At 71.9% G+C, this 23,602-nt stretch carries 18 protein-coding genes; 7 read left to right on the top strand and 11 right to left on the bottom strand.

What is annotated here, in order from left to right; translation table 11 throughout:
- Positions 1–19: 19 nt before the first annotated feature.
- The 5 genes from ACTWLT_RS24220 to ACTWLT_RS24200 all read right to left on the bottom strand — a co-directional run bounded on the left by ACTWLT_RS24220 (position 20) and on the right by ACTWLT_RS24200 (position 6,539).
- A complete protein-coding gene (locus ACTWLT_RS24220) occupies positions 20–739 on the bottom strand; it encodes a TIGR03936 family radical SAM-associated protein (protein ID WP_308209609.1) in 720 nt (239 codons plus the stop codon).
- Between the two features lie 240 nt (positions 740–979).
- A complete protein-coding gene (mycP, locus tag ACTWLT_RS24215) occupies positions 980–2,344 on the bottom strand; it encodes a type VII secretion-associated serine protease mycosin (RefSeq protein WP_445320351.1) in 1,365 nt (454 codons plus the stop codon).
- A gap of 10 nt (positions 2,345–2,354) precedes the next feature.
- Positions 2,355–3,824 (bottom strand): hypothetical protein, encoded by a 1,470-nt coding sequence (locus tag ACTWLT_RS24210; protein WP_445320350.1) that lies wholly within the window; start codon positions 3,822–3,824, stop codon positions 2,355–2,357.
- Positions 3,825–3,834: 10 nt separating this feature from the next.
- Entirely contained in the window at positions 3,835–4,275 is a 441-nt protein-coding gene (locus ACTWLT_RS24205) for a hypothetical protein (RefSeq protein ID WP_252420148.1), read from the bottom strand.
- A 269-nt stretch (positions 4,276–4,544) separates the two neighbouring features.
- Entirely contained in the window at positions 4,545–6,539 is a 1,995-nt protein-coding gene (locus ACTWLT_RS24200) for a TIGR03960 family B12-binding radical SAM protein (protein ID WP_445320349.1), read from the bottom strand.
- A 118-nt stretch (positions 6,540–6,657) separates the two neighbouring features.
- Here ACTWLT_RS24200 and ACTWLT_RS24195 point away from each other — a divergent pair, with 118 nt between their 5' ends.
- Positions 6,658–8,004, top strand: coding sequence for a hypothetical protein (locus tag ACTWLT_RS24195; RefSeq protein WP_445320348.1), 1,347 nt, complete (start codon positions 6,658–6,660; stop codon positions 8,002–8,004).
- Positions 8,005–8,017: 13 nt separating this feature from the next.
- Here the strand turns inward: ACTWLT_RS24195 and ACTWLT_RS24190 are convergent, their stop codons facing one another.
- Positions 8,018–8,707: a lysophospholipid acyltransferase family protein gene (locus tag ACTWLT_RS24190; RefSeq protein WP_445320347.1), complete on the bottom strand. Its 690-nt coding sequence runs from the start codon at positions 8,705–8,707 to the stop codon at positions 8,018–8,020.
- 158 nt (positions 8,708–8,865) lie between these two features.
- Positions 8,866–12,012 (bottom strand): isoleucine--tRNA ligase, encoded by a 3,147-nt coding sequence (gene ileS, locus ACTWLT_RS24185; RefSeq protein WP_445320346.1) that lies wholly within the window; start codon positions 12,010–12,012, stop codon positions 8,866–8,868.
- A gap of 363 nt (positions 12,013–12,375) precedes the next feature.
- On the opposite strand from ileS, the gene ACTWLT_RS24180 reads away from it, so the two are divergent.
- The 4 genes from ACTWLT_RS24180 (at position 12,376) to sigJ (ending at position 16,337) form a co-directional block, all read left to right on the top strand.
- Positions 12,376–13,581, top strand: coding sequence for an acyltransferase family protein (locus ACTWLT_RS24180; RefSeq protein ID WP_445320345.1), 1,206 nt, complete (start codon positions 12,376–12,378; stop codon positions 13,579–13,581).
- Between the two features lie 159 nt (positions 13,582–13,740).
- Complete coding sequence (locus ACTWLT_RS24175) at positions 13,741–14,916, top strand: acyltransferase family protein (RefSeq protein ID WP_445320344.1); 1,176 nt, start codon at positions 13,741–13,743, stop codon at positions 14,914–14,916.
- A 117-nt stretch (positions 14,917–15,033) separates the two neighbouring features.
- Positions 15,034–15,465 carry a carboxymuconolactone decarboxylase family protein gene (locus tag ACTWLT_RS24170; protein WP_256483702.1) on the top strand — a complete coding sequence of 144 codons (432 nt, stop codon included), beginning with the start codon at positions 15,034–15,036 and terminating at the stop codon, positions 15,463–15,465.
- Positions 15,414–16,337, top strand: a complete 924-nt coding sequence (gene sigJ, locus ACTWLT_RS24165; protein WP_445320343.1) for an RNA polymerase sigma factor SigJ — start codon at positions 15,414–15,416, stop codon at positions 16,335–16,337. The genes ACTWLT_RS24170 and sigJ overlap by 52 nt, the downstream gene beginning before the upstream one ends.
- Positions 16,338–16,373: 36 nt before the next feature.
- Here sigJ and ndk read toward each other — a convergent pair whose 3' ends face one another.
- A complete protein-coding gene (gene ndk, locus ACTWLT_RS24160) occupies positions 16,374–16,799 on the bottom strand; it encodes a nucleoside-diphosphate kinase (RefSeq protein WP_252420166.1) in 426 nt (141 codons plus the stop codon).
- A 142-nt stretch (positions 16,800–16,941) separates the two neighbouring features.
- On the opposite strand from ndk, the gene ACTWLT_RS24155 reads away from it, so the two are divergent.
- Entirely contained in the window at positions 16,942–18,366 is a 1,425-nt protein-coding gene (locus ACTWLT_RS24155) for a VOC family protein (RefSeq protein ID WP_445320342.1), read from the top strand.
- Positions 18,367–18,378: 12 nt separating this feature from the next.
- Here the strand turns inward: ACTWLT_RS24155 and ACTWLT_RS24150 are convergent, their stop codons facing one another.
- From ACTWLT_RS24150 to ACTWLT_RS24140, 3 genes are read right to left on the bottom strand one after another with little or no spacing between them, the layout of a single operon-like run.
- Complete coding sequence (locus ACTWLT_RS24150; RefSeq protein ID WP_445320341.1) at positions 18,379–18,819, bottom strand: DUF4233 domain-containing protein; 441 nt, start codon at positions 18,817–18,819, stop codon at positions 18,379–18,381.
- Positions 18,816–20,150: a bifunctional folylpolyglutamate synthase/dihydrofolate synthase gene (locus tag ACTWLT_RS24145; protein WP_445320340.1), complete on the bottom strand. Its 1,335-nt coding sequence runs from the start codon at positions 20,148–20,150 to the stop codon at positions 18,816–18,818. The genes ACTWLT_RS24150 and ACTWLT_RS24145 overlap by 4 nt, the downstream gene beginning before the upstream one ends.
- The gene (locus ACTWLT_RS24140; protein ID WP_445320339.1) at positions 20,147–22,765 is read right to left on the bottom strand and encodes a valine--tRNA ligase; all 2,619 of its coding nucleotides are present in this window, start codon (positions 22,763–22,765) and stop codon (positions 20,147–20,149) included. Before ACTWLT_RS24140 ends, ACTWLT_RS24145 begins: the two co-directional genes overlap by 4 nt.
- 70 nt (positions 22,766–22,835) lie before the next feature.
- Here ACTWLT_RS24140 and ACTWLT_RS24135 point away from each other — a divergent pair, with 70 nt between their 5' ends.
- A complete protein-coding gene (locus ACTWLT_RS24135; protein ID WP_445320338.1) occupies positions 22,836–23,522 on the top strand; it encodes a hypothetical protein in 687 nt (228 codons plus the stop codon).
- Positions 23,523–23,602 lie beyond the last annotated feature (80 nt).

Here is a 23,602-nt window from a genome sequence, read left to right as displayed (position 1 = left end):
CCAGAGCACTGACCGTCGGTCAGTGCCCAACGATGGCTGCCCCGCCGCGGTCCGCATCCAACGGATCCACGATCGCACCCTGCGCGGTCAACGTGCCCTGAGCCAGCCGGGTCACCCTCGGCGAGACCGGCGGCTCCAGGTCGGCCACCACGCGGAGGCCGGAAAGGACGTCATCGGGCCGTACGGACGGGGTGACCTGCCGCACGACCAGTTCGAGTATCGCACACGGTACGGCCGGCGCCCCGGAAGGCGTCGGCGTCGCCTCCAGGACATCGATCGATATCACGGCCGCCCGAGCATCGAAGGTGCGGCGGCCCTGCTTGGTCATCCGCTCGACCAGCACCTCGTCGGCGGCGTTGAAGGCGTCCACGGCGGCGCGCAGCACGGCCGGGTCGACCTCGGGCAGCTCGATGTGCCAGAGCGACGCCTCGATCCGGTCCGGCAGGCTGCCCCCGGCGACGATCACGGCGTCCAGCACGTCCAGCCCGGGCGAGAGCGCGGCGTCCAACGCGGCCCGCAGCGCCTCCGGGTCGACCGGCGCCTGAAGGCCGATCTCCAGATATTCCGCCTCACTGGCCACCCCAGTGGGCGCGGCGCTGGCGTAGGAGATCTTCGGGTGCGGGGTGAAGCCCTGGGAGAAGGCGATCGGCACGGCGGCACGGCGCAGCGCGCGTTCGAAGGCCCGGGCGAAGTCCCGGTGGGAGGTGAATCGCAGCGGGCCCCGCTTGGCGTACCGGATGCGGACGCGCTGGACGACCGGCGCCTGGCCGCCCTCGGGTTGAGGCTTCTTGGCGATCGTGGGCTCCTCGGGTGGACCTGCGTGTCCGTCCCATCCTGGCGCAGGGCTCGTGACGGTACGCAGCCGGGGCGGCCGAAACGCCAGACGAAACGGGTTCAAAAGGGGCGGCGAGGCCCTGACGGCCCGCCGCGGAACGCCGACGGCCGGCCGGCGACGCAGGTCACCGGCCGGCCACGACGATCAGGAACGGTTGCCGCTGGACGGCGGGGCGGGCGGCGCCCCCGGAGGCGGGGCGTAACCGGGCGGCGGGGCGTAACCACTGGGCGGGCCGTAACTTTGCCCCGGGGCGGGCGGCTGGTAGGCGCCGGGCGGGGCGTACCCGCCGGGAGGCGCCTGGTCGAGCAGGCCGTCCGGTACGTCGGCCGACATGCTCGCCTCGCGGCGGTACCGACGCCGGTTCCAGATCAGGAAGACCACCAGCCCCAGCAGCAGCACCAGCGCCACGGCTATGCCGATGACGACCACCATGACCTGCTGGTCCGTGGGGCCGCCCCGGTCGCCGTGCTGGGTGACGTCGAACTCCTCGTCGGCACCCGCCGTCGGGGCGGGCTCCGGGCCCGTCGCGGCGGCCGGGTCGAGCAGCGGGTTGGCGCTGACCGTCGGCACGTCCGCGCTCAGCGCGGTCACCGGATCGATCCGGCCGAAACCGTACTGCGGATCGCGGCCGGACGGGCCGGCATCCCGGGCAGTTCGGATGATCCGGTTGATCACGTTGGCGGCGTCGAGGTCCGGGTACTTCGCACGGATCAGCGCCGCGATACCGGAGACGATCGCGGTGGCGTCCGAGGTGCCGTCGCCCCAGCCGTAGCCCCGGTCCGGGCCGACGTTGTAGATGCCGTCGCCGGGCGCGGCGATCACCGCAGCCGGCCCCTGGACCGAGCCGGACCAGAAGTTGCCGCCCCGGGTCGTCCCGGTCACCGCGATCACGCCGGGAACGTTGGCGGGATTGTCCACGTCGGTGCTGCCCTTGGCGGTGTTGCCGGCGGCGGCGACCACGACGACGTCGCGGTCCAGCGCGTACCTGATCGCGCTCTCCTCGTCGGGACTGGCCGCCCCCGGCCCACCCAGGGACATGTTGATCACCTTGGCGCCGCCGTCGACGGCCATCCGGACGCCGAGGGCGACGGCCGAGTCCCGGTTGGTGCCGACGCCCTCGTGCAGCTTGATGGGCAGGATCTTCGCACCCGGGGCGATGCCGTCCACGCCGTCGCGGCTGGCGTTCGTCGCCGCGATGATGCCGGCCATGTGCGTGCCGTGCCCCTCGTCGTCGACGCGCCCGTCGCCGGAGGCGCCGTAGCTGCGGCCGCCGGGAAGAACCTGACCCCGCAGGTCCGGATGGTTGGCGTCGACGCCACTGTCGAGCACGGCCACGACCACGCCCCGCCCGGTCGAAAGCTTGTGCACCTGATCGATCTTGAGCTCGTCCAGATACCACTGCTCGGCCCGCCGGGGTGCGGCGGCCGCCGGTTGGGCGACCCCCAGCACCAGGAGCCCCGCGAGCAGGCAGGCCGTGACCGGCCGGCGCGCTCCGACGTTCACCCTCATCCGTCCGTCCTCATCGCAGGATGCCCGGGGACGCTCCGTCACCGGAGCCCCACGGATCGTCGTCCTCAGTCAACCACGACGAGTGCTCCGAGCCGGTGCCGCCCTGCCCGGCACCGCCCTGGCCGCCCATCATTCCGCCGCCCATCATCCCGGCGCCGGCCATCCCGCCACGCGCGCCGCCCGCACCCGCGCCCGCGCCGCCGGCACCGGTCGCGTTGCGCAACGCGGTCGCCGCGCTCGTCATCGGCGGCACCTTGCCGTTTCCGCCGCCCACCATGCCGGGGATGCCGCCCATGCCGATCCCGCCGGCCGAGCCCACGCCGCCGCCGATCCCACCACCGGCGCCGCCGAGACCGGCACCACCACCGAGACCACCGCCGGCACCGCCGAGACCGGCACCACCGATGCCGGCACCGCCGCCGAGGCCACCCAGGCTTCCGACGCCGCTGGGCGCGGCACCGGCCAGACCGGTGCTGTAGCCGTCGTCGCCGCCCGGGTAACCGGACCCGGTGGGCGGGGGCGTGAACTGCCCGGAGCCGCCGGACGAGGAACCGCCGCCGCCGCCGAAATCGGCCGTGGGGGGCGGGGAGAACGGGCCGCCGGTGGTGGGGCCGCCGGTGTCGCCGATGCCCGGCGGCCTGCTGCCGATCGTGGGGCCGCCACCGATGTCGGCCCCTCCACCGCCGCCACCACCACCGATGTCCGGCCGACCCTGCGGCGGGATCCGGGTGTCGGGGCGGTAGTCGTCCGATGCGTCGTTGCTGCCGTCCGGCCCGGCGAGGGTCAGCTTGGGACGCTCGGCCACCACCGCCTGAGGCAGCGGCGACATCGCGGAGTTCGCCGCCTGCTGGTTGTCCCGGTACCAGTTGTCCAGGTGGGACTTCGTGTCCCAGAAGCCGCCCCGCTCATTGTCGCCGGCCTGGCCGTCGACCTTCATGGTCGCCTCCAGGTCGTCGGCCTTGTCGCGGAACGCGCCGTCGGCGTACGACGCCTGGTTGTTCTGGTAGTCCTGACGCAGCGCGGCGAGGAAGCCGGTCGTGCTCTCGCCGTCGCGGGCGTCGTCGAGCTCGGTGCCGTTGGGCAGGCTCCACTCGTTCAGGCCGAAGTCGTCCATCAGCGGGATCGGGATCGAGGAGACCGCCTTGCGGATGTCACCCTCGATCCGCGTCAAAGCACCACTCACGTTGCTCGCGTCGGTGATCAGATCCTCGATCTGCTTGCCGATCTCACCCAGGTGCTCGCGGTACGCGTCACCGCCGCTGCCCTTCCAGCCCGCGAGCATGCCGGGCAGACCGCCGACGTGCGGGCGCTCGGTGCCGGTCGCGATCGGGCCGACGAACGATCGGCCGACGAGCGCGTCGCGTAGATGTCCCAGGCCGGCGGAGAGGTTGTTCCACCCCATCCCGACCGATCCGACCGTCTCCGGGTCCGCGGAGAGCGTCACCTCGCGGACGCACCGCTCCCAGGTTCCTCCAGCCATGCCGTCCCCCTCAGGCCGTGTACGGGTAGGTGGGCGCGCCGGCGGCCTGCGGCGGCGGAGCCGCCGACTCGAGCAGCCGCTCGATCTCCGAGCCGTTGGCGGCGTTGCGTGCCTCGGTGTCGCGGAACGCCTGGGCGATGTCCTCGGTGCCCTTCTTGAGCGCGGCGAGCCTCTGGGAGAGCGCCTTGAGGTGCGCCTCCATGTTGGCCGTCGACCGGGTCAACGCCTGCCACTGCATGCGGGCGTCCTCGTACGCCCCGAAGGGGGTGCCGTTCGGGACGGTCTGGGCGTTGGCGCTGTCGCCCTTCATCCGCTCCTTGATGCGCTCCATCTCGTAGCAGATGGTGTCGTCGACGTACTGCTTGAGGCGCTCGACGTACGCTGCCGCGGCGTCCAGATCCTCAACGCTGACGTGCAGATCGCCGGTGTTCGGCGGCGTGATGCCAGCCATGCGCTTCCTCCCCGTTTCCCGACCCGCAGGGTCGGTCCATGTCAGACGCAGCGTATCGAGTAACGCCAAGTCACGGCAGCCCCGAGCGGTGTCGTCTCGCAGTCACAGACGTCGATGTCAGTGGCGTGGCTGCGGGGACCGGCGACGCGATGCCGAGCCCGACCAGGGCCAACGGGCCCACGAGCAGTCACCCACCGGGCATGAGCCCGGTGGGTGACGTGTCGACTATGGAGAGTAGCGGGTGACCGGCACCCGGCGCTGCCCCGCGATCAGGCGGGGTGGTCGCCCGCCGGCACCTTCATGCCGTTGCCACCCAGCGGGGTGAGCGGGAGGAGCTTCCGGCCGGTGGGGCCGATCTGGATCTCGGTGTCCATGGAGGGGCAGACACCGCAGTCGAAGCACGGTGTCCACCGGCAGTCGTCCTGCTCGTACTCCGACAGCGAGTCCTGCCAGTCCTGCCAGAGCCAGTCCTTGTCGAGGCCCGAGTCCAGGTGGTCCCAGGGCAGGACCTCCAGCTCGTCGCGCTGACGGGTGGTGTACCAGTCGAGGTCCACCCCGAACGCGGGCAGCGTCTCGGCCGCCGCGTCCACCCAGCGCTGGTAGGAGAAGTGCTCGCTCCACCCGTCGAAGCGGCCGCCGTTCTCCCACACCTTGCGGATCACCGAACCGACCCGGCGGTCACCCCGGGAGAGCAGGCCCTCGATCAGCGACGGCTCACCGTCGTGGTAGCGGTAGCCGATCGCCCGGCCCAGCGACCGGTCCGAGTTGATCGCCTGCTTGAGGATCTTGAGCCGGTGGTCGATGACCTCCGGGCGCTCCATCGGAGCCCACTGGAACGGGGTGTGCGGCTTCGGCACGAACCCGCCGATGGAGACCGTGCAGCGGATGTCCTTGGAGCCGGTCGCGGCCCGGCCGGCCTTGATCACCTCGTGCGCCATGTCCGCGATCTCCAGGACGTCGGCGTCGGTCTCGGTGGGCAGGCCGCACATGAAGTAGAGCTTCACCTGCCGCCAGCCGTTGCTGTACGCGGTGACGACGGTGCGGATGAGGTCTTCCTTCGACACCATCTTGTTGATGACCTTGCGGATGCGCTCCGAGCCGCCCTCCGGAGCGAAGGTCAGGCCCGTGCGCCGGCCGTTGCGGGACAGCTCCTGCGCGAGGTCGATGTTGAAGGCGTCCACCCGGGTCGACGGCAGCGACAGCGAGACGTTCGTACCCTCGTACTGCTGGGCCAGGCCCGAGCACATGTCGCCGATCTCGGAGTGGTCGGCCGAGGAGAGCGACAGCAGGCCCACCTCGGAGAAGCCGGAGAACTCCAGCCCGTCGCGCACCATCTGCCCGACCGTGGTGATCGACCGCTCCCGCACCGGGCGGGTGATCATGCCAGCCTGGCAGAAGCGGCAGCCCCGGGTGCAGCCGCGGAAGATCTCCACCGCGTACCGCTCGTGCACCGTCTCGGCCAGCGGCACGAGGGGCTTCTTCGGGTACGGCCAGGCGTCCAGGTCCATCGTCGTGCGCTTGTGCACCCGGAACGGCACGTCCGCCCGGTTCGGCACGACCCGCTGGATCCGGCCGTCGGGGAGGTAGTCCACGTCGTAGAAGCGCGGCACGTAGACGCTCTCGGTGCGGGCGAGCCGCAGCAGCAGCTCGTCGCGGCCACCGGGCGAGCCCTCCGCCTTCCACTCCCGGACGATCGCGGTGATCTCCAGGACCGCCTCCTCGCCGTCGCCGAGCACGGCGGCGTCGATGAAGTCGGCGATCGGCTCCGGGTTGAACGCGGCGTGCCCACCGGCCACGATCACCGGGTCGGCGTCGGTGCGGTCGGCGGCCAGCATCGGGATGCCGGCCAGGTCGATCGCGGTGAGCAGGTTGGTGTAGCCCAGCTCGGTGGAGAAGGAGATGCCGAACACGTCGAAGTCGCGGACCGCCCGGTGCGCGTCGACGGTGAACTGCGGCACGCCGTGCGTGCGCATCAGGTTCTCCAGGTCCGGCCAGACCGCGTACGTCCGCTCGGCGAGGGTGTCGGGCAGCTCGTTCAGCACCTCGTAGAGGATCTGCACCCCCTGGTTGGGCAGGCCCACCTCGTACGCGTCGGGATACATCAGCGCCCAGCGCACGGTCGCGGCGTCCCAGTCCTTGACCACCGCACCCAGCTCACCGCCGACGTACTGGATGGGCTTGGTGACCTGGGGCAGCAGCGGCTCCAGCCGGGGCCAGACGGAATTGGTCGCGGCCGGGCGCGGCGTCGTGGACGGGGCACTCATGATGCCCAAGGGTACGCGCCCGCCCGGCCGTGACCGCGCGCACGCCGCCATGACGCCCGGTCGGCGGGGCTGGCGGCACGGTACTAACCTCGGACCGGCGCGAGAGGAGATTGCCGCGATGCCGGAGCCCCAGCCGGGAGCAGGCCGTCCGGCCGACGGGAGCACCCCGGGCACGGAGCCGGACCAGGATCCGGCGGTCGCCGACGAGCCGACCTCCCCACCCGTACCGTCGGACCAGCCGCAACCCTCGGACCAGCCGGAAGCACCGCACCGGCCGGAAGCACCGCACCAGCCGGAAGCACCGCACCGGCCGGAACCGCCGACCGATCAGGCCGTCGGCCCGGACGAGGCCCCACCGGCGGACGAGCCGCGACCGGCCGACAGACCCGCACCCGCCGCTACCGCCGAATCCCCCGCCGACCCGGCCACCACGCCCCGGTGGAGCGGTTCCGCGCCGGTGCCACCTCCGCTGCCGCGCAGGCGGGCCTGGGGCGCGTCGGCCGAGCCGACCCCTCCGCCGCCGCCTCCCCCGCTCACGCCGGACGAGCCGCCCGAGCAGCGGACCCCGGTCGACCCGTGGGCCGGCGTGGACACCGGCGGCTGGGACCTGCCGCACGCCGAGCTGCCCCCGCTGCCCCCGACGCTGCACTACCCGGCCCCGCCGGCGACCCGGCAGTGGTCCGGTCCGCCCGCTCCCCCGGTCGGGGCACATCCGGTGTCGCCACCGGCCGCTCCACGGCCGCCGGCCGTCCAGCCCACCATGCCCGCCATGCCCGCCCGGCCGGTGTCTCCGCCCGCGCCTCCGCCCGCACTGCCCAAGCAGCGCCGGGGCCGGCGATCAGCCGCACCACCACCGGTGACACCGCCGCCGGGCTGGCAGGCCCCCAAGGGGTACGTGCCCGTCAAGGTCCGCCGGCGACGCCGCTGGCCCTGGCTGCTGCTGCTCACCCTGGCCTGCTGCTGCGGCTGCCCGGCCTACTACGGCTTCCCCATCTCGGCCCAGTACCCCGCCCGGGCGGCAGTGCCGGAGCAGGTGGCTGATCTGAGCCTGCGCCAGGACAGCCGCAGCACGGAGGCCGCCCGCCAGTTGGAGAACGAGGTCCGCCAGGAGCACTGGCTGGCCGAGGACACCTTCGCCGGGGTCTACGGCACCGCGGACGGCAAACGGGTGACGATCTTCGGCGGCACCGGCTTCCGGTTCAGCCCGGAGGCGGACGCGGACGCGGAGATCACCCGGCTCAGCGAGCGCTACGCGCTGGACGCCCCCGAGACGGTGGACACCGGTGTGCGGGGTCGGCACGAACGCTGCGCGACCGGCCGTTCCTCGGGCAGTGACGTGGTGGTCTGCACCTCGGTCGACCACGGCAGCATCGCCACCGGCGTGTTCACCCGGCTCTCCGTCGCCGACAGCGCGAACCTGCTGAACACGCTGCGCGCGCAGATCGTCCAGCCCGAACGGAGCTGAGAACCGGGGTGGGTCAGGCGCCGCGGGTCGGGTCCGGGTGGGCGCGGGGCGGGGCGTAGCGCGGCACGTACTCCTGGCCGGTGAGCTTCTGGATCTCGCTCATCAGCTCGTCGGTCATCTGCCGCAGCGAGGTGCGGTCATCCGGCCGGCCGGTGAAGTCCAGCGGCTTGCCGAACCGCACAGTGATCTTGGCCGTCCCGGGGCGCGGCACCCGGGCGCCGATCGGCTGCGCCTTGTCCGTACCGATCATGCCCACCGGGATGATCGGCACGCCGGCGGAGAGCGCCAGCCGGGCCGCCCCGGTCCGCCCGCGGTAGAGCTTGCCGTCCGGTGAGCGGGTGCCCTCCGGGTAGACCACCACCAGGTCTCCGCCCTTGAGTGCCGGGATGGCCGCGTCGAACGCGGACAGCGCCGCCCGTCCACCGGCCCGCTCGACGGGGATCGCACCCAGGCCGGTGAGGACGAACTTGGAGATCGCACCCTTGACCCCGGTGCCCTTGAAGTACTCCGACTTCGCCCAGAACGCCAGGTGCCGCGGCACCACCGTGCCGAGGAACAGCTCGTCGGCCACCGAGAGATGGTTGCCGGCGAAGACCGCGCCGCCGGTCTCCGGCACGTGCTCCAGCCCCTCCACGGTCGGGCGGAACGCCAACCGCAGCGTGGGCGCCACGGTGAGCTTGCCGATGGTGTAGAGCAGGGGCACTGGTCCTCCGGCGGTCGTGTGTTGCACAGGCGGTGTCACGTTAGCCGACGCCCGCACACCGCCCGGAGCGGGTGGCGGGCGTCGGGGAGCCGTGGGGGCGGCCCGGGAGCGGGATCCGGGGACGGACGGGCCAGGCTGGACCGTCCGTCCCCGACCACTCATACCCTGCGGACCACGACCGTCACCCGGTCACCCTCGCCGACCTCGCCGACGAAGCCGTCGACGCCCTCGTCGAAGTCGACGGAGTCGGCCAGCACCTCACCGGTCACGAAGTCGATGTACGCGGCCACGGCCGCGCGTACCTCCTCGGACGCCGACACCGACACCACGATCCGGTCCGAGACGTCCAGGTCGGCGTCCCGGCGGGCCTGCTGCACCACCCGGACCACGTCCCGGGCCAACCCCTCGGCGGCCAGCTCCGGGGTGACCTCGGTGTCGAGCACCACCACGCCCTCGCCGCCGGGCAGCGGCGCGGAGTGCTCGGCGTCGGCAGCGACCAGGCGCAGCTCGTACTCGCCCTCGGCCAGGGTGACCCCGGCGGCGACCGGGGCGCCGTCGACCAGCTCCCACTCGCCCGCCTTGACCGCCTTGATCACCTGCTGGACCTGCTTGCCGACCCGCGGGCCGAGCGCCCGGGGCACCACGGTCAGCACCTGCTGGCAGTACTCGGACAGTTCCGCGCTGAACTCCACCGCCTTCACGTTGACCTCGTCGGCGACCAGGTCCGCGAACGGGCGCAGCTGCTCCGCCGCCGGCGAGGCCACGACCAGCTTGGGCAGCGGCAGCCGCACCCGCAGCCCCTTGGCCTTGCGCAGCGACAGCGCCGCCGAGGCCACCGCCCGGGTGGCGTCCATCGCGGAGACCAGGTCGTGGTCGGCCGGGAACTCGGTCGCCTCCGGCCAGTCGGTCAGGTGCACCGAACGCTCCCCGGTCAGCCCGCGCCAGATCTCCTCCGCGGTCAGTGGCGCCAGCGGCGCCACCACCCGGCAGAGCGTCTCCAGCACCGTCCACAGCGTGTCGAAGGCATTGACGTCCCCGGACCAGAACCGGTCCCGGGAGCGGCGCACGTACCAGTTGGTCAGCGCGTCCAGGTAGGACCGGACCGAGGCGCAGGCGCCGGAGATGTCGTACGCCTCCATCTGCGCGCCGACCGTCGACACCAGCTCGTTCGTCTTGGCCAGCACGTACCGGTCCAGCAGGTGCGTCGAGTCGGTGCGGCGCCGCGCCTGGTACCCGTCCGCGTTGGCGTAGAGCGAGAAGAAGTACCAGACGTTCCACAGCGGCAGCATCACCTGGCGGACGGCGTCGCGGATGCCCGACTCGGTGACCGCCATGTCACCGCCGCGCAGCACCGGCGAGGACATCAGCATCCAGCGCATCGCGTCCGAGCCGTACGCGTCGAAGACGTGGTAGACGTCCGGGTAGTTGCGCAGGCTCTTGGACATCTTGCGCCCGTCCGAGCCGAGCAGGATGCCGTGGCTCAGGCAGTTGCGGAACGCCGGCCGGTCGAACAGCGCCGTGGCCAGCACGTGCATCGTGTAGAACCAGCCACGGGTCTGCCCGATGTACTCGACGATGAAGTCACCCGGGTAGTGGTGCTCGAACCAGTCCGCGTTCTCGAACGGGTAGTGCACCTGGGCGAACGGCATCGAGCCGGACTCGAACCAGCAGTCCAGCACCTCCGGCACCCGACGCATCATCGACCGCCCGGTCGGGTCGTCCGGGTTCGGCCGGACCAGCTCGTCCACCGCCGGCCGGTGCAGGTCGGTCAGGCGTACGCCGAAGTCCCGCTCGATGTCGGCCAGCGAGCCGTAGACGTCGAGGCGCGGGTAGTTCGGGTCGTCGGACCTCCAGACCGGGATCGGCGAGCCCCAGAACCGGTTCCGGCTGATCGACCAGTCGCGGGCGTTGGCCAGCCACTTGCCGAACGAGCCGTCCTTGATGTGCCCCGGGGTCCAGTTGATCTCCTGGTTCAACTCGACCATCCGGTCCCGGAACTTCGTCACCGCGACGAACCACGACGACACCGCCTTGTAGACCAGCGGGGTGTCGCAGCGCCAGCAGTGCGGGTACGAGTGGGTGTAGGTGTCCTGCCGGAGCACCACCCCCCGCTCCTTGAGCTCCCGGATCACCGGCTTGTTGACGTCGAAGACCTGCTCACCCTGGTACGGCGGCACCAGCCCGGTGAACCGGGTGTGGTCGTCGACCGTGACGACGGTGGGGATGCCGGCGGCGTTGCAGACGTTCTGGTCGTCCTCGCCGAAGGCCGGGGCCAGGTGCACGACCCCGGTGCCGTCCTCGGTGGTGACGAACTCCGCGCCGAGCACCTGGTAGGCGTTCTCGCCCGCCTGCTCGACGAGGAAGTCGTAGAGCGGGGTGTAGCGGCGCCCGACCAGGTCCCGGCCGTACACCGTGCCGACCTGCTCGTAGCCCTCCAGCTCCTTGGCGTACGCCGCCAGCCGCGCCGCGCCGACGACGTGGCGCTGCCCGTCGCGCTCCAGCACCGCGTACTCGATGTCCGGGCCGACGGCGAGCGCCAGGTTCGACGGCAGGGTCCACGGCGTGGTGGTCCAGACGCCGAGCTTGACCGGCCCGCGCAGCAGCTCCGGCGCGCTCTCGTCGGCGGTCAGCTCGAACCACACGGTCAGCGTCGGGTCGTGCCGGTCCCGGTAGACGTCGTCCATCCGGGTCTCGGTGTTCGACAGCGGCGTCTCGCAGCGCCAGCAGTACGCCAGCACCCGGAAACCCTCGTAGATCAGACCCTTGTCGTGCAGGGTCTTGAAGGCCCACATGACGCTTTCCATGTAGTCCAGGTCGAGGGTCTTGTAGTCGTTGGTGAAGTCGACCCAGCGGGCCTGCCGGTTGATGTACCGCTCCCAGTCCTGGGTGAACTCCAGCACCGAGGTGCGGCAGGCCTCGTTGAACCGGGCCACGCCGAGATCGATGATCTCCGCCTTGCTGGTGATGCCGAGCTGCTTCTCGGCCACCACCTCGGCGGGCAGGCCGTGGCAGTCCCAGCCGAAGCGCCGCTCGACGTGCCGGCCGCGCATGGTCTGGTAGCGGGGCACCACGTCCTTGACGTAGCCGGTGAAGAGGTGACCGTAGTGCGGCAGGCCGTTGGCGAACGGCGGGCCGTCGTAGAAGACGTACTCGTTCTTGCCGTCGACACCGGCCGGGCGGGCCTCGATGGAGGCCTCGAAGGTCTTGTCGGCCGTCCAGTGCTCCAGCACCCGGCGCTCGACCGCGGGCAGGTCCGGGCTCGCCGGGACACCGGCGGCGGACGGGTCGTGCAGTGGATAGGCCATCGGGGGTCGCTCTCCTCGCGCAGCTCACTCGTCAGTGGGTCTGCGAGGACGAACCGTCCGGGTACGCCTCGACGACGCCCCCGGGTGGTCCGCGGTACCACCCCGCTTGGCGGTCGACGTGCGACCGCCCGCTCATTGGCCGGCTGTGACGGGCCGGACCCGTCCGGTTCTACTAAGCCGGTCACCCGGCTGTTCTTCCGGAGGCTCACCGGTGATGGCCGGGTCATCGCCTTACGGTGCTCAACGATACTCGACCCGCCCACCGGTCCGCCGCCGAGTAATGCCGCCGCCGCCCGAACCACCGCTTCCGCCCCGGCCGCGCCGCCTTGACTCGATATCGCGGCGGTGACCAGAATTCCCCGGGTGACCGAGATCAGTTACGCCCAGTACCGCGCGATGCGCCGGTTTCCCGCCCTCGACGGGCTCCGCGCGATCGCCGCGGTGATCGTCATCGCCTTCCACTTCGGTGGGCCGAGCTGGGCGTGGACCTCCGGTTGGGCCGGCGTTCAACTGTTCTTCGTGCTGTCCGGCTTCCTCATCACCACGCTGCTGCTGCGGGAGGAGGAGGGGCGGGGCCGCGTCTCGCTGCGGTCCTTCTACATCCGGCGCGGTTTCCGGATCCTGCCCGTCTATTTCGTGGTGCTCGCGGCGACGTACGCGCTGGCGCACCTCAACGGCAAGGGCTCGACCGTTTCCGACTCGATGCCGCACTACCTGCTCATGGTCAACGAGTTCGCGCCGACGCTGGGGTACCTGCACTCGTGGACGATCGCCATCGAGTGGAAGTTCTACCTGGCCTGGCCGCTGCTCGCCTTCGTGCTGGCCGCCGCGAGCGCCCGCCGCCGGCTCACGGCGACACTGCTGGCCATCGTCGGCCTGGCGGCGATGATCCCGTTCACGCCCGATTGGCCCTACTGGCCGGTCCACTACGTGTCGATCCTGCTGGGCTGCCTGCTGGCGATCGTCATGCACCACCCCCGGGGGTACGCGCTGGTCCGGCCCCTGACCCGTCCCGTGGTGGCCGTGGTCGTGTCCATCGGGTTCGTCGCCGCGCACCTGTCGCTGCACTACTGGCCGGCCACCGAGCACCCCCGGCTGGAGATCATGATCGCCGGCTACTCGGTGGCGGTGGCACTGCTCCTTCCCGCCATGCTGGCCCCCGGGCTGCCGCAGAAGCTGCTCTCCTGGCGGCCGCTGGTGTTCGTGGGTGAGCGCTCCTACTCGCTCTATCTGGTGCAGCAGCTCGCCGTGGCGGTGGTCGTCGGGCTGGTGCCGTCGTACGAGACGCGCGGGACGAAGTTGTTCGTGGCCGCCACCGTGGTGGGACTGCTCGCCGCCGATCTGCTGTACCGGTGGGTGGAGCAGCCGATGATCCAGGTCGGGCGACGGCTCTCCGCGAGCGGCCGGACGTCCCCGCCGGCGCCGGTGGTCGCCCCCACCGAACCGGCCCCGCCCGCCGACCGGAACGTGCCCCACCTGCCGCTCCCGCAGAACCGTCTCCCCGAACGCCCCGAGCCGGCCTGGGTCCCCGACGACCGCCCCGCATCTGCGACCTACACCCCCCTCTGACCTGGTCGATCATGAGGTTGGCGGGCGGATCAGCGGCACATCCGCCCGCCAACGTCATGATCGCGGCTTGGCCGCGATCGGCGGTGTGGGTGACCAGAGCGGAAACGGCGGCTGTCCGGCCGGCTTGACCCGGCTGGCGCCCTCGCGCAAACTTCGCCGGTGCGTTCGCTTCGATACGACGAATTCCAGGCCATGCGTCGATTTCCCGCCCTGGACGGACTACGGGCGGTGGCCGCCATCATGGTGTTCGCCTTCCACTACGGTGGCCCGTCCTGGAAGTGGTTGACCGGCTGGATCGGCGTGCACCTGTTCTTCGTGCTCTCCGGCTTCCTCATCACGACGCTGCTGCTGCGTGAGGAGCACCGGTACGGCAGGGTCTCGCTGCGCGCGTTCTACCTGCGGCGGTTCTTCCGGATCATGCCGGTCTACCTGCTGGTGCTCTTCCTGACCTGGGGGCTGGCCCGGCTCAGCGGCAGCGCCGAGACGATCGAACGCCTGATGAAGTACTACCTGCTGTTCATCAACGAACTCCTGCCGGGCACCGCGCCGTACCTGCACTCCTGGACCATCGGGATCGAGCAGAAGTTCTACCTGTTCTGGCCGGCCATCGCGTTCGTCCTGGTGACCGCCGCCTTCCGCCGCCGGCTGGCGGTCACCGCCGGCCTGATCGTGCTGTTCATCGCGATGATCCCGCCGGACATCGCCTGGCTGAGCTGGCCGATCCACTACGTGGCGATCCTGCTCGGCTGCCTGACCGCGGTGGTCATGCACCACCGGCGAGGTTTCGCGCTGGTCCGACCGCTGACGCACCCGGTGACGGCCACCGCGGTGATCGTGGTCTTCGTCGCGTTCCAGGTCGCCGTGCAGTACTGGCCGATCCGGTTCGGCCAGGAGGCGCTGATCGGCACCTACGCCGCGGGGGCGGCCCTGCTGCTGCCGGCACTGCTCTCGCGCAGTGTGCTCGCCCGGGGGCTGGGGTTGCGTCCGCTGGTCTTCATCGGCGAGCGGTCGTACTCGATGTACCTCGTCCAGTCCATCGCGGCGCGGGTGGCGATCGGGCTGTTGCCGGCGATGGGGCGTCGCAGCACCGCCGTGTTCCTCGGTGCCGTGGTCGTGGCGTTGGTCGTCGCGGACGTGCTCTACCGGTGGGTCGAGCTACCCATGATCGAGGTGGGCCGTCGACTGGCCGCCCGGGTGACCCGACGCGGTCCGCGCGACGGCGACAGCACCGGGCAGGCCGGCCCGACGGGTGACGCCGACGCGGCCCGCCCGGTCGAGCTGATCCCCCGCCCGCGCGAGGTGCTGGCGGACACCGTCCCGGCCGGCCGCGGCTGACTCCCACGGCCGGCCGCGGCCGGCATGATCGGCGTCACAGCGGCCGGTTGTCACGGCACACCCCGCCCCGCCCGTCGTGACGGTGTCGGACCGATCAGGGAGGTAGTCGTGCAACGGATGAACCCGGCCGAGGTGGTACCTCAGGCGTACAAGGCCGTCATGGGCATGGAGTCGTACGTCCAGACCAACGTCGACCACACGGTGCTGGAGCTGGTCAAGCTGCGGGCGTCGATCCTGAACGGGTGCGCGTTCTGCGTGGACATGCACAGCCGGGACGCCCTCGCCAGCGGCGAGTCGAGCCGGCGGTTGTTCGCGGTCGCCGCCTGGCGGGAGGCACCGTTCTTCGACGAGCGGGAGCGCGCCGCACTGGCGCTCACCGACGCGGTCACCCGGCTCGGCGAGCACGGGGTGCCGGACGAGGTGTGGGACACCGCCGCAAAGGTCTGGTCGGAGAAGGAACTGGCCGACCTGGTCGTCGCGATCGCCACAATCAACGTGTGGAATCGGATCGCGGTGACGATGCGGCTGGAGCCTCCGGCGCAGGTGTGACGACCGGGGCAGCAGAGGCGGCCGGTGCGCTCCAGGCGCACCGGCCGATGCTGCTTGGGCTCGCCTATCGCCTGCTCGGCAGCCGGGACGACGCCGAGGACGTGCTCCAGGAGGCGTACCTGCGCTGGCTGGGCGTGGACCGGTCGGCGGTGGACGAGCCGCGCCGCTACCTGTCCCGGGTGGTGACCCGGCTGGCCCTGGACCGGCTGCGGTCGCGGCAGGCCACCCGTGAGACGTACGTGGGTACGTGGCTGCCCGAGCCGGTGCCCACCGCGCCCTCCCCGTTCGGGCCGTTGGACCGCGCGGAGATGCGCGACTCGCTGTCCACCGCGCTGCTGCACGTGCTGGAGCGGCTCACACCGCCGGAGCGCGCGGTGTACGTCCTGCACACCGCCTTCGAACTGCCCTACGCCGAGATCGGGGAGATCCTGGATCGGACTCCCGAGGACTGCCGGCAACTGCACCACCGGGCGACCGCGCGGGTACGCCAGGAGCAGCGGCGGTTCACCGCCAGCCGCTCCGAACGGGAACGGCTGCTGGACGCGTTCCTGGCCGCCGCCCGGGAGGGCGACCTGGCGACGCTCACCGGCCTGGTCGCCGCGGACGCCACCGCCTGGAGCGACGGTGGTGGCCGGGTGTCGGCCGCCCGCAAGCCGATCAGCGGAGCGGATCGGATCGCCCGCTTCTTCGCCGGGATCTACGGTCGGCGTCATCGCTGGGCCGTCCAACGGCTGGAGCTGAACGGGGAACCCGCCGCGCTGACGACCCGCGAGGACGGCACCCGGTACACGGTGAGCGTCACGGCGGCAGACGGCCGGATCACCGGGATCTACGTGATCGGTAATCCGGAGAAGCTGCGGCCGGTCGACTGAGACGGGGCGCCGCCGGCCAGACCGCGCTGGGGCGTCTCAGCCGAGGTCGGGGAACCAGAGCGCGATCTCGCGCTTGGCGCTGTCCGGAGAGTCGGAGGCGTGCACCAGGTTCTCCCGGTTGGACAGCGACAAATCGCCCCGGATCGTGCCGGCGACGGCCCTGCGCCCGTCGGTCGCGCCGACCAGCCCGCGGACCACGTCGATGACCTGGTCGCCGGAGAGCACCAGGGCGACCAACGGGCCGCCGGTCATGAAGTCCTTCAGCGGCGGGTAGAACGGCTTGTCGACGTGCTCGGAGTAGTGCTCGTCGGCGAGCGCGGCGTCCATCGTCCGGTACACCATCGCGTCGATCCGCAGCCCCTTGCGCTCGAAGCGGGAGAGGACCTCGCCGACCAGGCCGCGGCGGACCGCGTCGGGCTTGATCAGAACGAGGCTGCGCTCATCCGGGCTGTTGCTGGACACGCTGGGTTCCTCCTGTACGCGCTGAACGCTCGGGGTCGGTACGGTCAGCCTAGCGACCCGGTCCCGGCGCCGGCGCGGCGGCCGGTCTTTCCCCCGGCGGCCGATCCGGCCTAGCCTGGCCCTGACCCCCGGGAGGTCCACTGTGGCGAATGGCGGGAACCGACCCATCGCGCCGGTACGCAAGCTGATCGGCACGGTGCTGGGCACCGTGGCCACGTTCGTCGTCCTCTTCGGGCTGGGCATGACCAGCTGGGCCATCGTGGCGCTCGGCGTCGCCCTGCTGGTGCTGGCGATCGCGCTGGCCACCGTGCGCGGCGGCGGGCGCACCTGGGTGGTCGGCGTCGGGCACGTGCACAGCGCCTCCGAGCCACCCACCCAGTACGCGTTCGGCCGCTGTGAGCTGCAACTGGTGATCGACGCGCCCGGCCTGCCGCCCCGATCCAAGAAGATCATCGAGCCACGGGTGCCGGTCTCCAAGTGGCCGTCGCTGGGCCAGACCCTGCCGATCCGCGTCGCGCTGGACGACCAGCGCCACGTCAAGGTCCTCTGGGACGAGGTGCTCACCCACGCCGAGACCGCCGCGGCCGTCGCCGACCTCCCGCCGGAGTTCGCCGACGCCGAACCTCTGGACGAGGTGCTGATCCAGCAGGACGCGCCGCCGTGGGCCGATCGCGCGCCGGACGACGATTTCCGGGACGACTTCCGCGATCCGCGCGCCGGCGAGGTGTTCCGCGACCCTCTCGACCCCAACCCGCTGCGCGACGACCTCGGTGTCCCGCCCGAGGAGCGCGAGCCGGTGGTGGTGCACCAGAGCCCGGGTGGCCCGGTGGTGCTGGAGGGTGTCCTGGTCGAGCAGCAGGCCGGCGGCGGGCTGCCCCGGCGCGCCACTCCCGCGCCGCGTCCGCCCGCCGAGGAGCATTTCGACGAGCCCGACGCCGACCGCTTCGACCAGCCGGCGGACGACCGGCCCGCCCCGGCGGCGGACGGGCCCTTCGACCCACCGGCCCCGCACCGCTTCGAGCAACCTCCCGCGCAGCGGTCCGGCCCGTTCGCGACGGATCCGCTGGACCCGCTCGACCTGCCGCTGGACGATCCCACCACGCCGGGCGAGGCACGCGAGGCCGTCACCGCCGAGGAGCTGGACGAGGCGATCTTCGGGTACGACGAGGGCGCCGCCGCGGACCCGGCCGCCCCGATCAGCGGGGTGGGCCTCACCCTGCTGGTCACCGACCTGGCCCGGTCGCTCGGTTTCTACCGTGACGTGCTGGGCTTCACCGAGGTCGACCAGGGCGCCGGCAACGCCGTGCTCGCCTCCGGCACGACTCGCTTGGTGCTGCGGGAGGTGACCGGGGCGGCGCCGATCAGCCGCCGTCTCGTGCACGTCAACCTCGAGGTCGACGACATCGAGGCGGCGTACGGGCGGCTGCGCGAGTCGGGTGTCCGCTTCACGTACGCGCCGCGCGTGGTGAACCGGGGCACCCGGCTGGAGGTGTGGGCGGCGGCGTTCCGCGATCCGGACGGCCACGGCATCGCCCTCACCCAGTGGCGGGAACGCGCCGACGCCTGACCCGGTCGGGCGTCAGCCGAGGATGACCCGGCGGACGTGCAACGCGTACGCCCAGACGAGGGCGAAGATGAGGCCCAACGCGAACAGCGACCAGTGCAGCAGCCCGGCCAGCAGCAGCAGGCCCTGCAGGACGGTGCCGGCGTGCCAGGCCCAGGGGCGGCGCATCATGCCGGCGAGCAGGATGGCGACCACCGCCAGGGCCACCACGACACCGATCGCGGCGCCGCTCAGGTCGCCGCCGACCACGCGGATCGGCTGGATGGCCAGCAGCAGCACCAGCGCCTCCAGGCCGAGTGTCCCGGCACCCAGGCCGCGTACCGCCCGCTCCGGGTTGCGCAGCCCGGACCGTCGCGGCTGACCGGGAGCCGGCTCATCGGCTGCGGGTTGCTCGGCCGTGGGCGGGTCGGTGGGCGGAAACTCGGGGGCCTGCGGGTCCCGCTCCGGGCCGGTCATCGCTTCAGCAGCCGACGTGCGTCGGCCACCGTCACCACCGACCCGGTGACCAGGACCCCGACCCCGCTGAGCTCACCGGGGACGTCCTCCTCGGCCAGCGCAACCGCCACCTCGATCGCGTCCGGCATCTCCTCGGCCACCTCGACCCGCTCCTCGCCGAAGATCTCGGCGGCCAGCTCGGCGAGTTCCGCCGTCGGCATCGCCCGTGGCGAGCTGTTGCGGGTGACCACCACCAGGTCGACCACCGGCTCCAGCAGCTCCAGCAGGCTGGACGCGTCCTTGTCGGCGAGCACGCCGACGACCGCCACCAGCTTGCTGAACGCGAACTCCTCCTGCAACGCGGTGACGGTGGCGGCCATCCCGTGCGGGTTGTGCGCGCCGTCCAGCAGGACGGTCGGGGCGTTCCGGACCCGCTCCAGCCGACCCGGGGAGCTGGCCTCGGCGAAGCCCTCCCGGACCGCCTCGATATCCAGCTGCCGCGTGGTCCCGGCACCGAGGAACGCCTCCACCGCGGCGAGCGCCACCGCGGCGTTCTGCGCCTGGTGCGCGCCGTGCAGCGGGATGAACACGTCGTCGTAGATGCCGCCGAGCCCCTGGAGGGTGAGCACCTGGCCGCCGACCGCGATGGCCCGACTCAGCACGCCGAACTCGGCGCCCTCGCGGGCGATGGTCGCGCCCACCTCGGCGCAGCGTTCCAGGAGGGGACGGGCCGCCTCCTCCTCCTGCGCCGCCGAGATCACGGTGGCACCCGGGTGGATGATGCCGGCCTTGGCCAGCGCGATGTCCTGGAGCGTGTCACCGAGCCACTCGGTGTGGTCCAGGCCGATCGGGGTGATGACACAGACCCCGGCCTGGATGACGTTCGTGGCGTCCTCGGCACCGCCGAGACCCACCTCCACCACGGCGATGTCGACCGGAGCGTCGGCGAACGTCGCGAACGCCAGCGCCGTGGTCATGTCGAAGTACGTCAGCGGCTCGTCCGAGCCGGCGTCGACCAGTTCCGCCAGCGGCCGGATCTCCCGGTACACGGCGGCGAAGCGCTCCTCGCTGACCGGTTCGCCGTCCAGGCTGATCCGCTCCCGGATGGTCTCCAGGTGCGGGCTCGTGTACCGGCCGGTGTGCAGGCCGAACGCCCGGAGCAGCGAGTCGATCATTCGCGCGGTGGAGGTCTTGCCGTTGGTGCCGGTGAGGTGGATCGCCGGGTACGCCCGCTGCGGGCTGCCGAGCAGGTCCAGCAGCGACTCGATCCGGTCCAGCTTGAAGACCATACGGGTGAAGCCGCGGGCGGCCAGCTCGGCCTCGGCGGTGGCGAAATCGGTGGGGTCGGTCACGAGGTAAGCGTCTCCAGAGCAGCGTCGATCCGAACCAGGTCGGCTTCGGCGGTGGCGAGCCGGTCGCGGATCTTCGCGACCACCGGCTCGGGGGCCTTGCCGATGAAGGCCGGGTTGTCGAGCTTCGCCCGGGCCTGCGCGACCTCCTTCTCGGCCGCCGCGCGGTCCTTCGTGAGCCGGGCCCGCTCGGCGGCCACGTCGATCGACCCCCGGGTGTCCAACGCGACACCCACCGCCCCGGGCATGGCCAGCGTGGCGCTGGCCTGGAAGTCCTCGTCGACCGGGTCCAGCCGGGCGAGCGAGCGGATCAGCGGCTCGTGGGCGGCGATGCCGGCCCCGGTCAGCCCGTCCAGCCGGGCGGCGACCCGCTGCGTCGGGCGCAGCCCCTGGTCGGAACGGAACCGGCGGATCTCGGTGATCACCCGTTGCACGCTGGCCAGCTCCGCCTCGGCGGCGTCGTCGATCAGCGAACGGTCGGCCACCGGCCAGGCGGCCTTCTGCACCGTCTCGCCACCGGTCAGCGCGAGCCACAGCTCCTCGGTGACGAACGGGATGACCGGGTGCAGCAGCCGCAGCAGCTGGTCCAGCACGTGGCCGAGCACCCGTCGGGTGGTGTCGGCACGCGCACCGCCCTCGGCGAGCACCGGCTTGCTCAGCTCGACGTACCAGTCGCAGACGTCGTCCCACGCGAAGTGGTAGAGCAGGTCGCACACCTTGGCGAACTCGTACGACTCGAACTGCTCGTCGACCTCGGCGGTGACGTGCGCCAGCCGGGAGAGGATCCACCGGTCGACGGTGGAGAGCTGCTCGGCGGCCGGCAGGTCACCCGAGGTGTGCGCCCCGTTCATCAGGGCGAAGCGGGTGGCGTTCCAGAGCTTGTTGCAGAAGTTGCGGGAGCCCTGGCACCAGTCCTCACTGACCGGGACGTCCTGGCCCGGGTTGGCACCGCGGGCCAGGGTGAACCGGGTCGCGTCGGCGCCGAACCGGTCGATCCAGTCCAGCGGGTCGACCACGTTGCCGAACGACTTGGACATCTTCTTGCCGTGCTCGTCACGCACCATGCCGTGCAGAGCGACCACGTCGAAGGGCTGCCGGCCGTCCATCGCGTACAGGCCGAACATCATCATCCGGGCGACCCAGAAGAAGAGGATGTCGTAGCCGGTGACCAGGACGCTGGTCGGGTAGAACTTGGCCAGGTCCGGGGTCTGCTCGGGCCACCCGAGGGTGGAGAACGGCCAGAGCGCGCTGGAGAACCACGTGTCCAGCACGTCCTCGTCCTGCCGCCAGCCGTCCCCGGTCGGCGGCTGCTCGTCCGGGCCGACGCAGACGATCTCGCCCTGCGGGCCGTACCAGACCGGGATCCGGTGCCCCCACCACAGCTGGCGGGAGATGCACCAGTCGTGCATGTTGTCGACCCAGGCGAAGTAGCGCTTGGCCAGCTCGGCGGGCTCGATGCGGACCCGGCCGTCGCGGACCGCGTCGCCGGCGGCCTGCGCCAGCGGGGCGGTGTTGACGAACCACTGCAGCGACAGCCGCGGCTCGACGGTCGTCTTGCACCGCGAGCAGTGGCCGACCGCGTGCACGTACGGCCGCTCCTCGGCCACGATCAGACCCTGTTCGCGCAGCGCCGCCACGATCGCGGGCCGCGCCTCGAACCGGTCCAGCCCTTCGAACGGGCCGGGCACGGTGATCACACCCCGCTCGTCCATGACGGTCAGCGCGGGCAGGTCGTGGCGCTGGCCGATCTCGAAGTCGTTCGGGTCGTGCGCCGGGGTCACCTTGACCATGCCGGTGCCGAAGGACGGGTCGACGTGCGCGTCGGCGACGATCGGAATGCGGCGGCCGGTCAGCGGCACTTCCACCTCGGTGCCGATCAGGTGCTGGTACCGCTCGTCGTCCGGGTGCACCGCCACGGCGGTGTCGCCCAGCATCGTCTCGGCCCGGGTGGTGGCCACCACGACCTCGTCGCTGTACCGGATGGAGATCAGCTCACCGTCGTCGTCGGTGTGCTCGACCTCGATGTCGGAGAGCGCGGTGAGGCAGCGCGGGCACCAGTTGATGATCCGGTTGGCCCGGTAGATGAGGCCCTCGTCGAAGAGCTTCTTGAAGATCGTCTGGACGGCGCGGGTCAGGCCCGCGTCCATGGTGAAGCGTTCCCGGTCCCAGTCGACCGAGTCGCCGAGGCGCCGCATCTGACCGAGGATCGCCCCACCGGACTCGGCCTTCCACTGCCAGACCCGCTCGACGAACTTCTCCCGGCCGAGGTCGTGCCGGGAGAGGCCCTCGCCGGCGAGCTGACGCTCGACCAGGTTCTGGGTGGCGATGCCGGCGTGGTCCATGCCGGGCAGCCAGAGCGCCTCGAAGCCCTGCATGCGCTTGCGCCGGGTCAGCGCGTCCATCAGCGTGTGCTCGAACGCGTGGCCCATGTGCAGCGAGCCGGTGACGTTCGGCGGCGGGATGACGATGGTGAAGGGAGGCTTGTCGCTGTCGGCGGAGGCCCGGAAGTGCCCGGCGGCTACCCACTGCTCGTACCGTCGCTGCTCTACCTCGCCGGGCTGGTACTGGCCGGCCAGGGTGGGGGCGTCGGGGCGTCGGGCATCGAGTCTGTCGGTCACCCTGGAAAGTCTACGGAGGGCTTCCGCGGACCTGACGTGCACCACCTGCCATTCGCGTACGGTGTCGGCTATGTCCGACGCACATCTCACTGAGCGCCCGCTCGACGACGGTCGCGAGCCGGTTGAGCTCACCGAGGAGCCGATCCAGCTCAGCACCCGGGACCCCGGGGGCGACCCCGACGAGCCGCGGGGTGGTTGGTCCCGGCGCCGCAGGATCGGCTGGGCGGCCGCACTGGTCGTCGGCCTGGCCGGCGCGGGAGTGCTGGGTGTCGGCGGGTGGCGGGTCGCGCAGCAGAAGGACACCCAGTTGACCTCGCCGGACCGGGTGGCGGGCCTGACCCGCGACGACAGCGAGCGGGCCAAGAGCACGGCGGACTACCTGCGCAGCGGCCTGGCCGCCGACATCGAGCTGGACACCAGCTTCGGCACGGTCTACCGCGACCCGGCCGACGACAAGCGGTCGGTGCTCATCTTCGGCGGCACCACCCTGCTCTGGCAGCCGGAGCGGGACCTGGACAGCCTCTTCGGCCTGATGTCCGACGAGACCGGCGCGGTGACCGGCCTGCGGGAGGTGCCCGCAGGCGAGCTGGGCGGCGTCATGAAGTGCGGCAGCACCAGCGGCGAAGGCGGCGACTTCGCGGTGTGCGGCTGGGCCGACCACGGCAGCGTCGTGATGGCGATGTTCCCGGGGCGTTCGGTCGGCGACGCAGGGGGCCTGCTGCGTAACCTGCGCGCCGACATGCAGACCCGGGGCTGACCAACGGCGGGCCGGCACGGGAGAGTGCCGGCCCCTGTTCCGGATACGGAAATGCGTCAGGGCCACCCCCAAAATGGGGG

This window comes from Micromonospora yongxingensis, from assembly GCF_052601155.1.
Note: the sequence above shows the minus strand (reverse complement) of the source record. Positions and strands in the feature narration are given on the sequence as shown.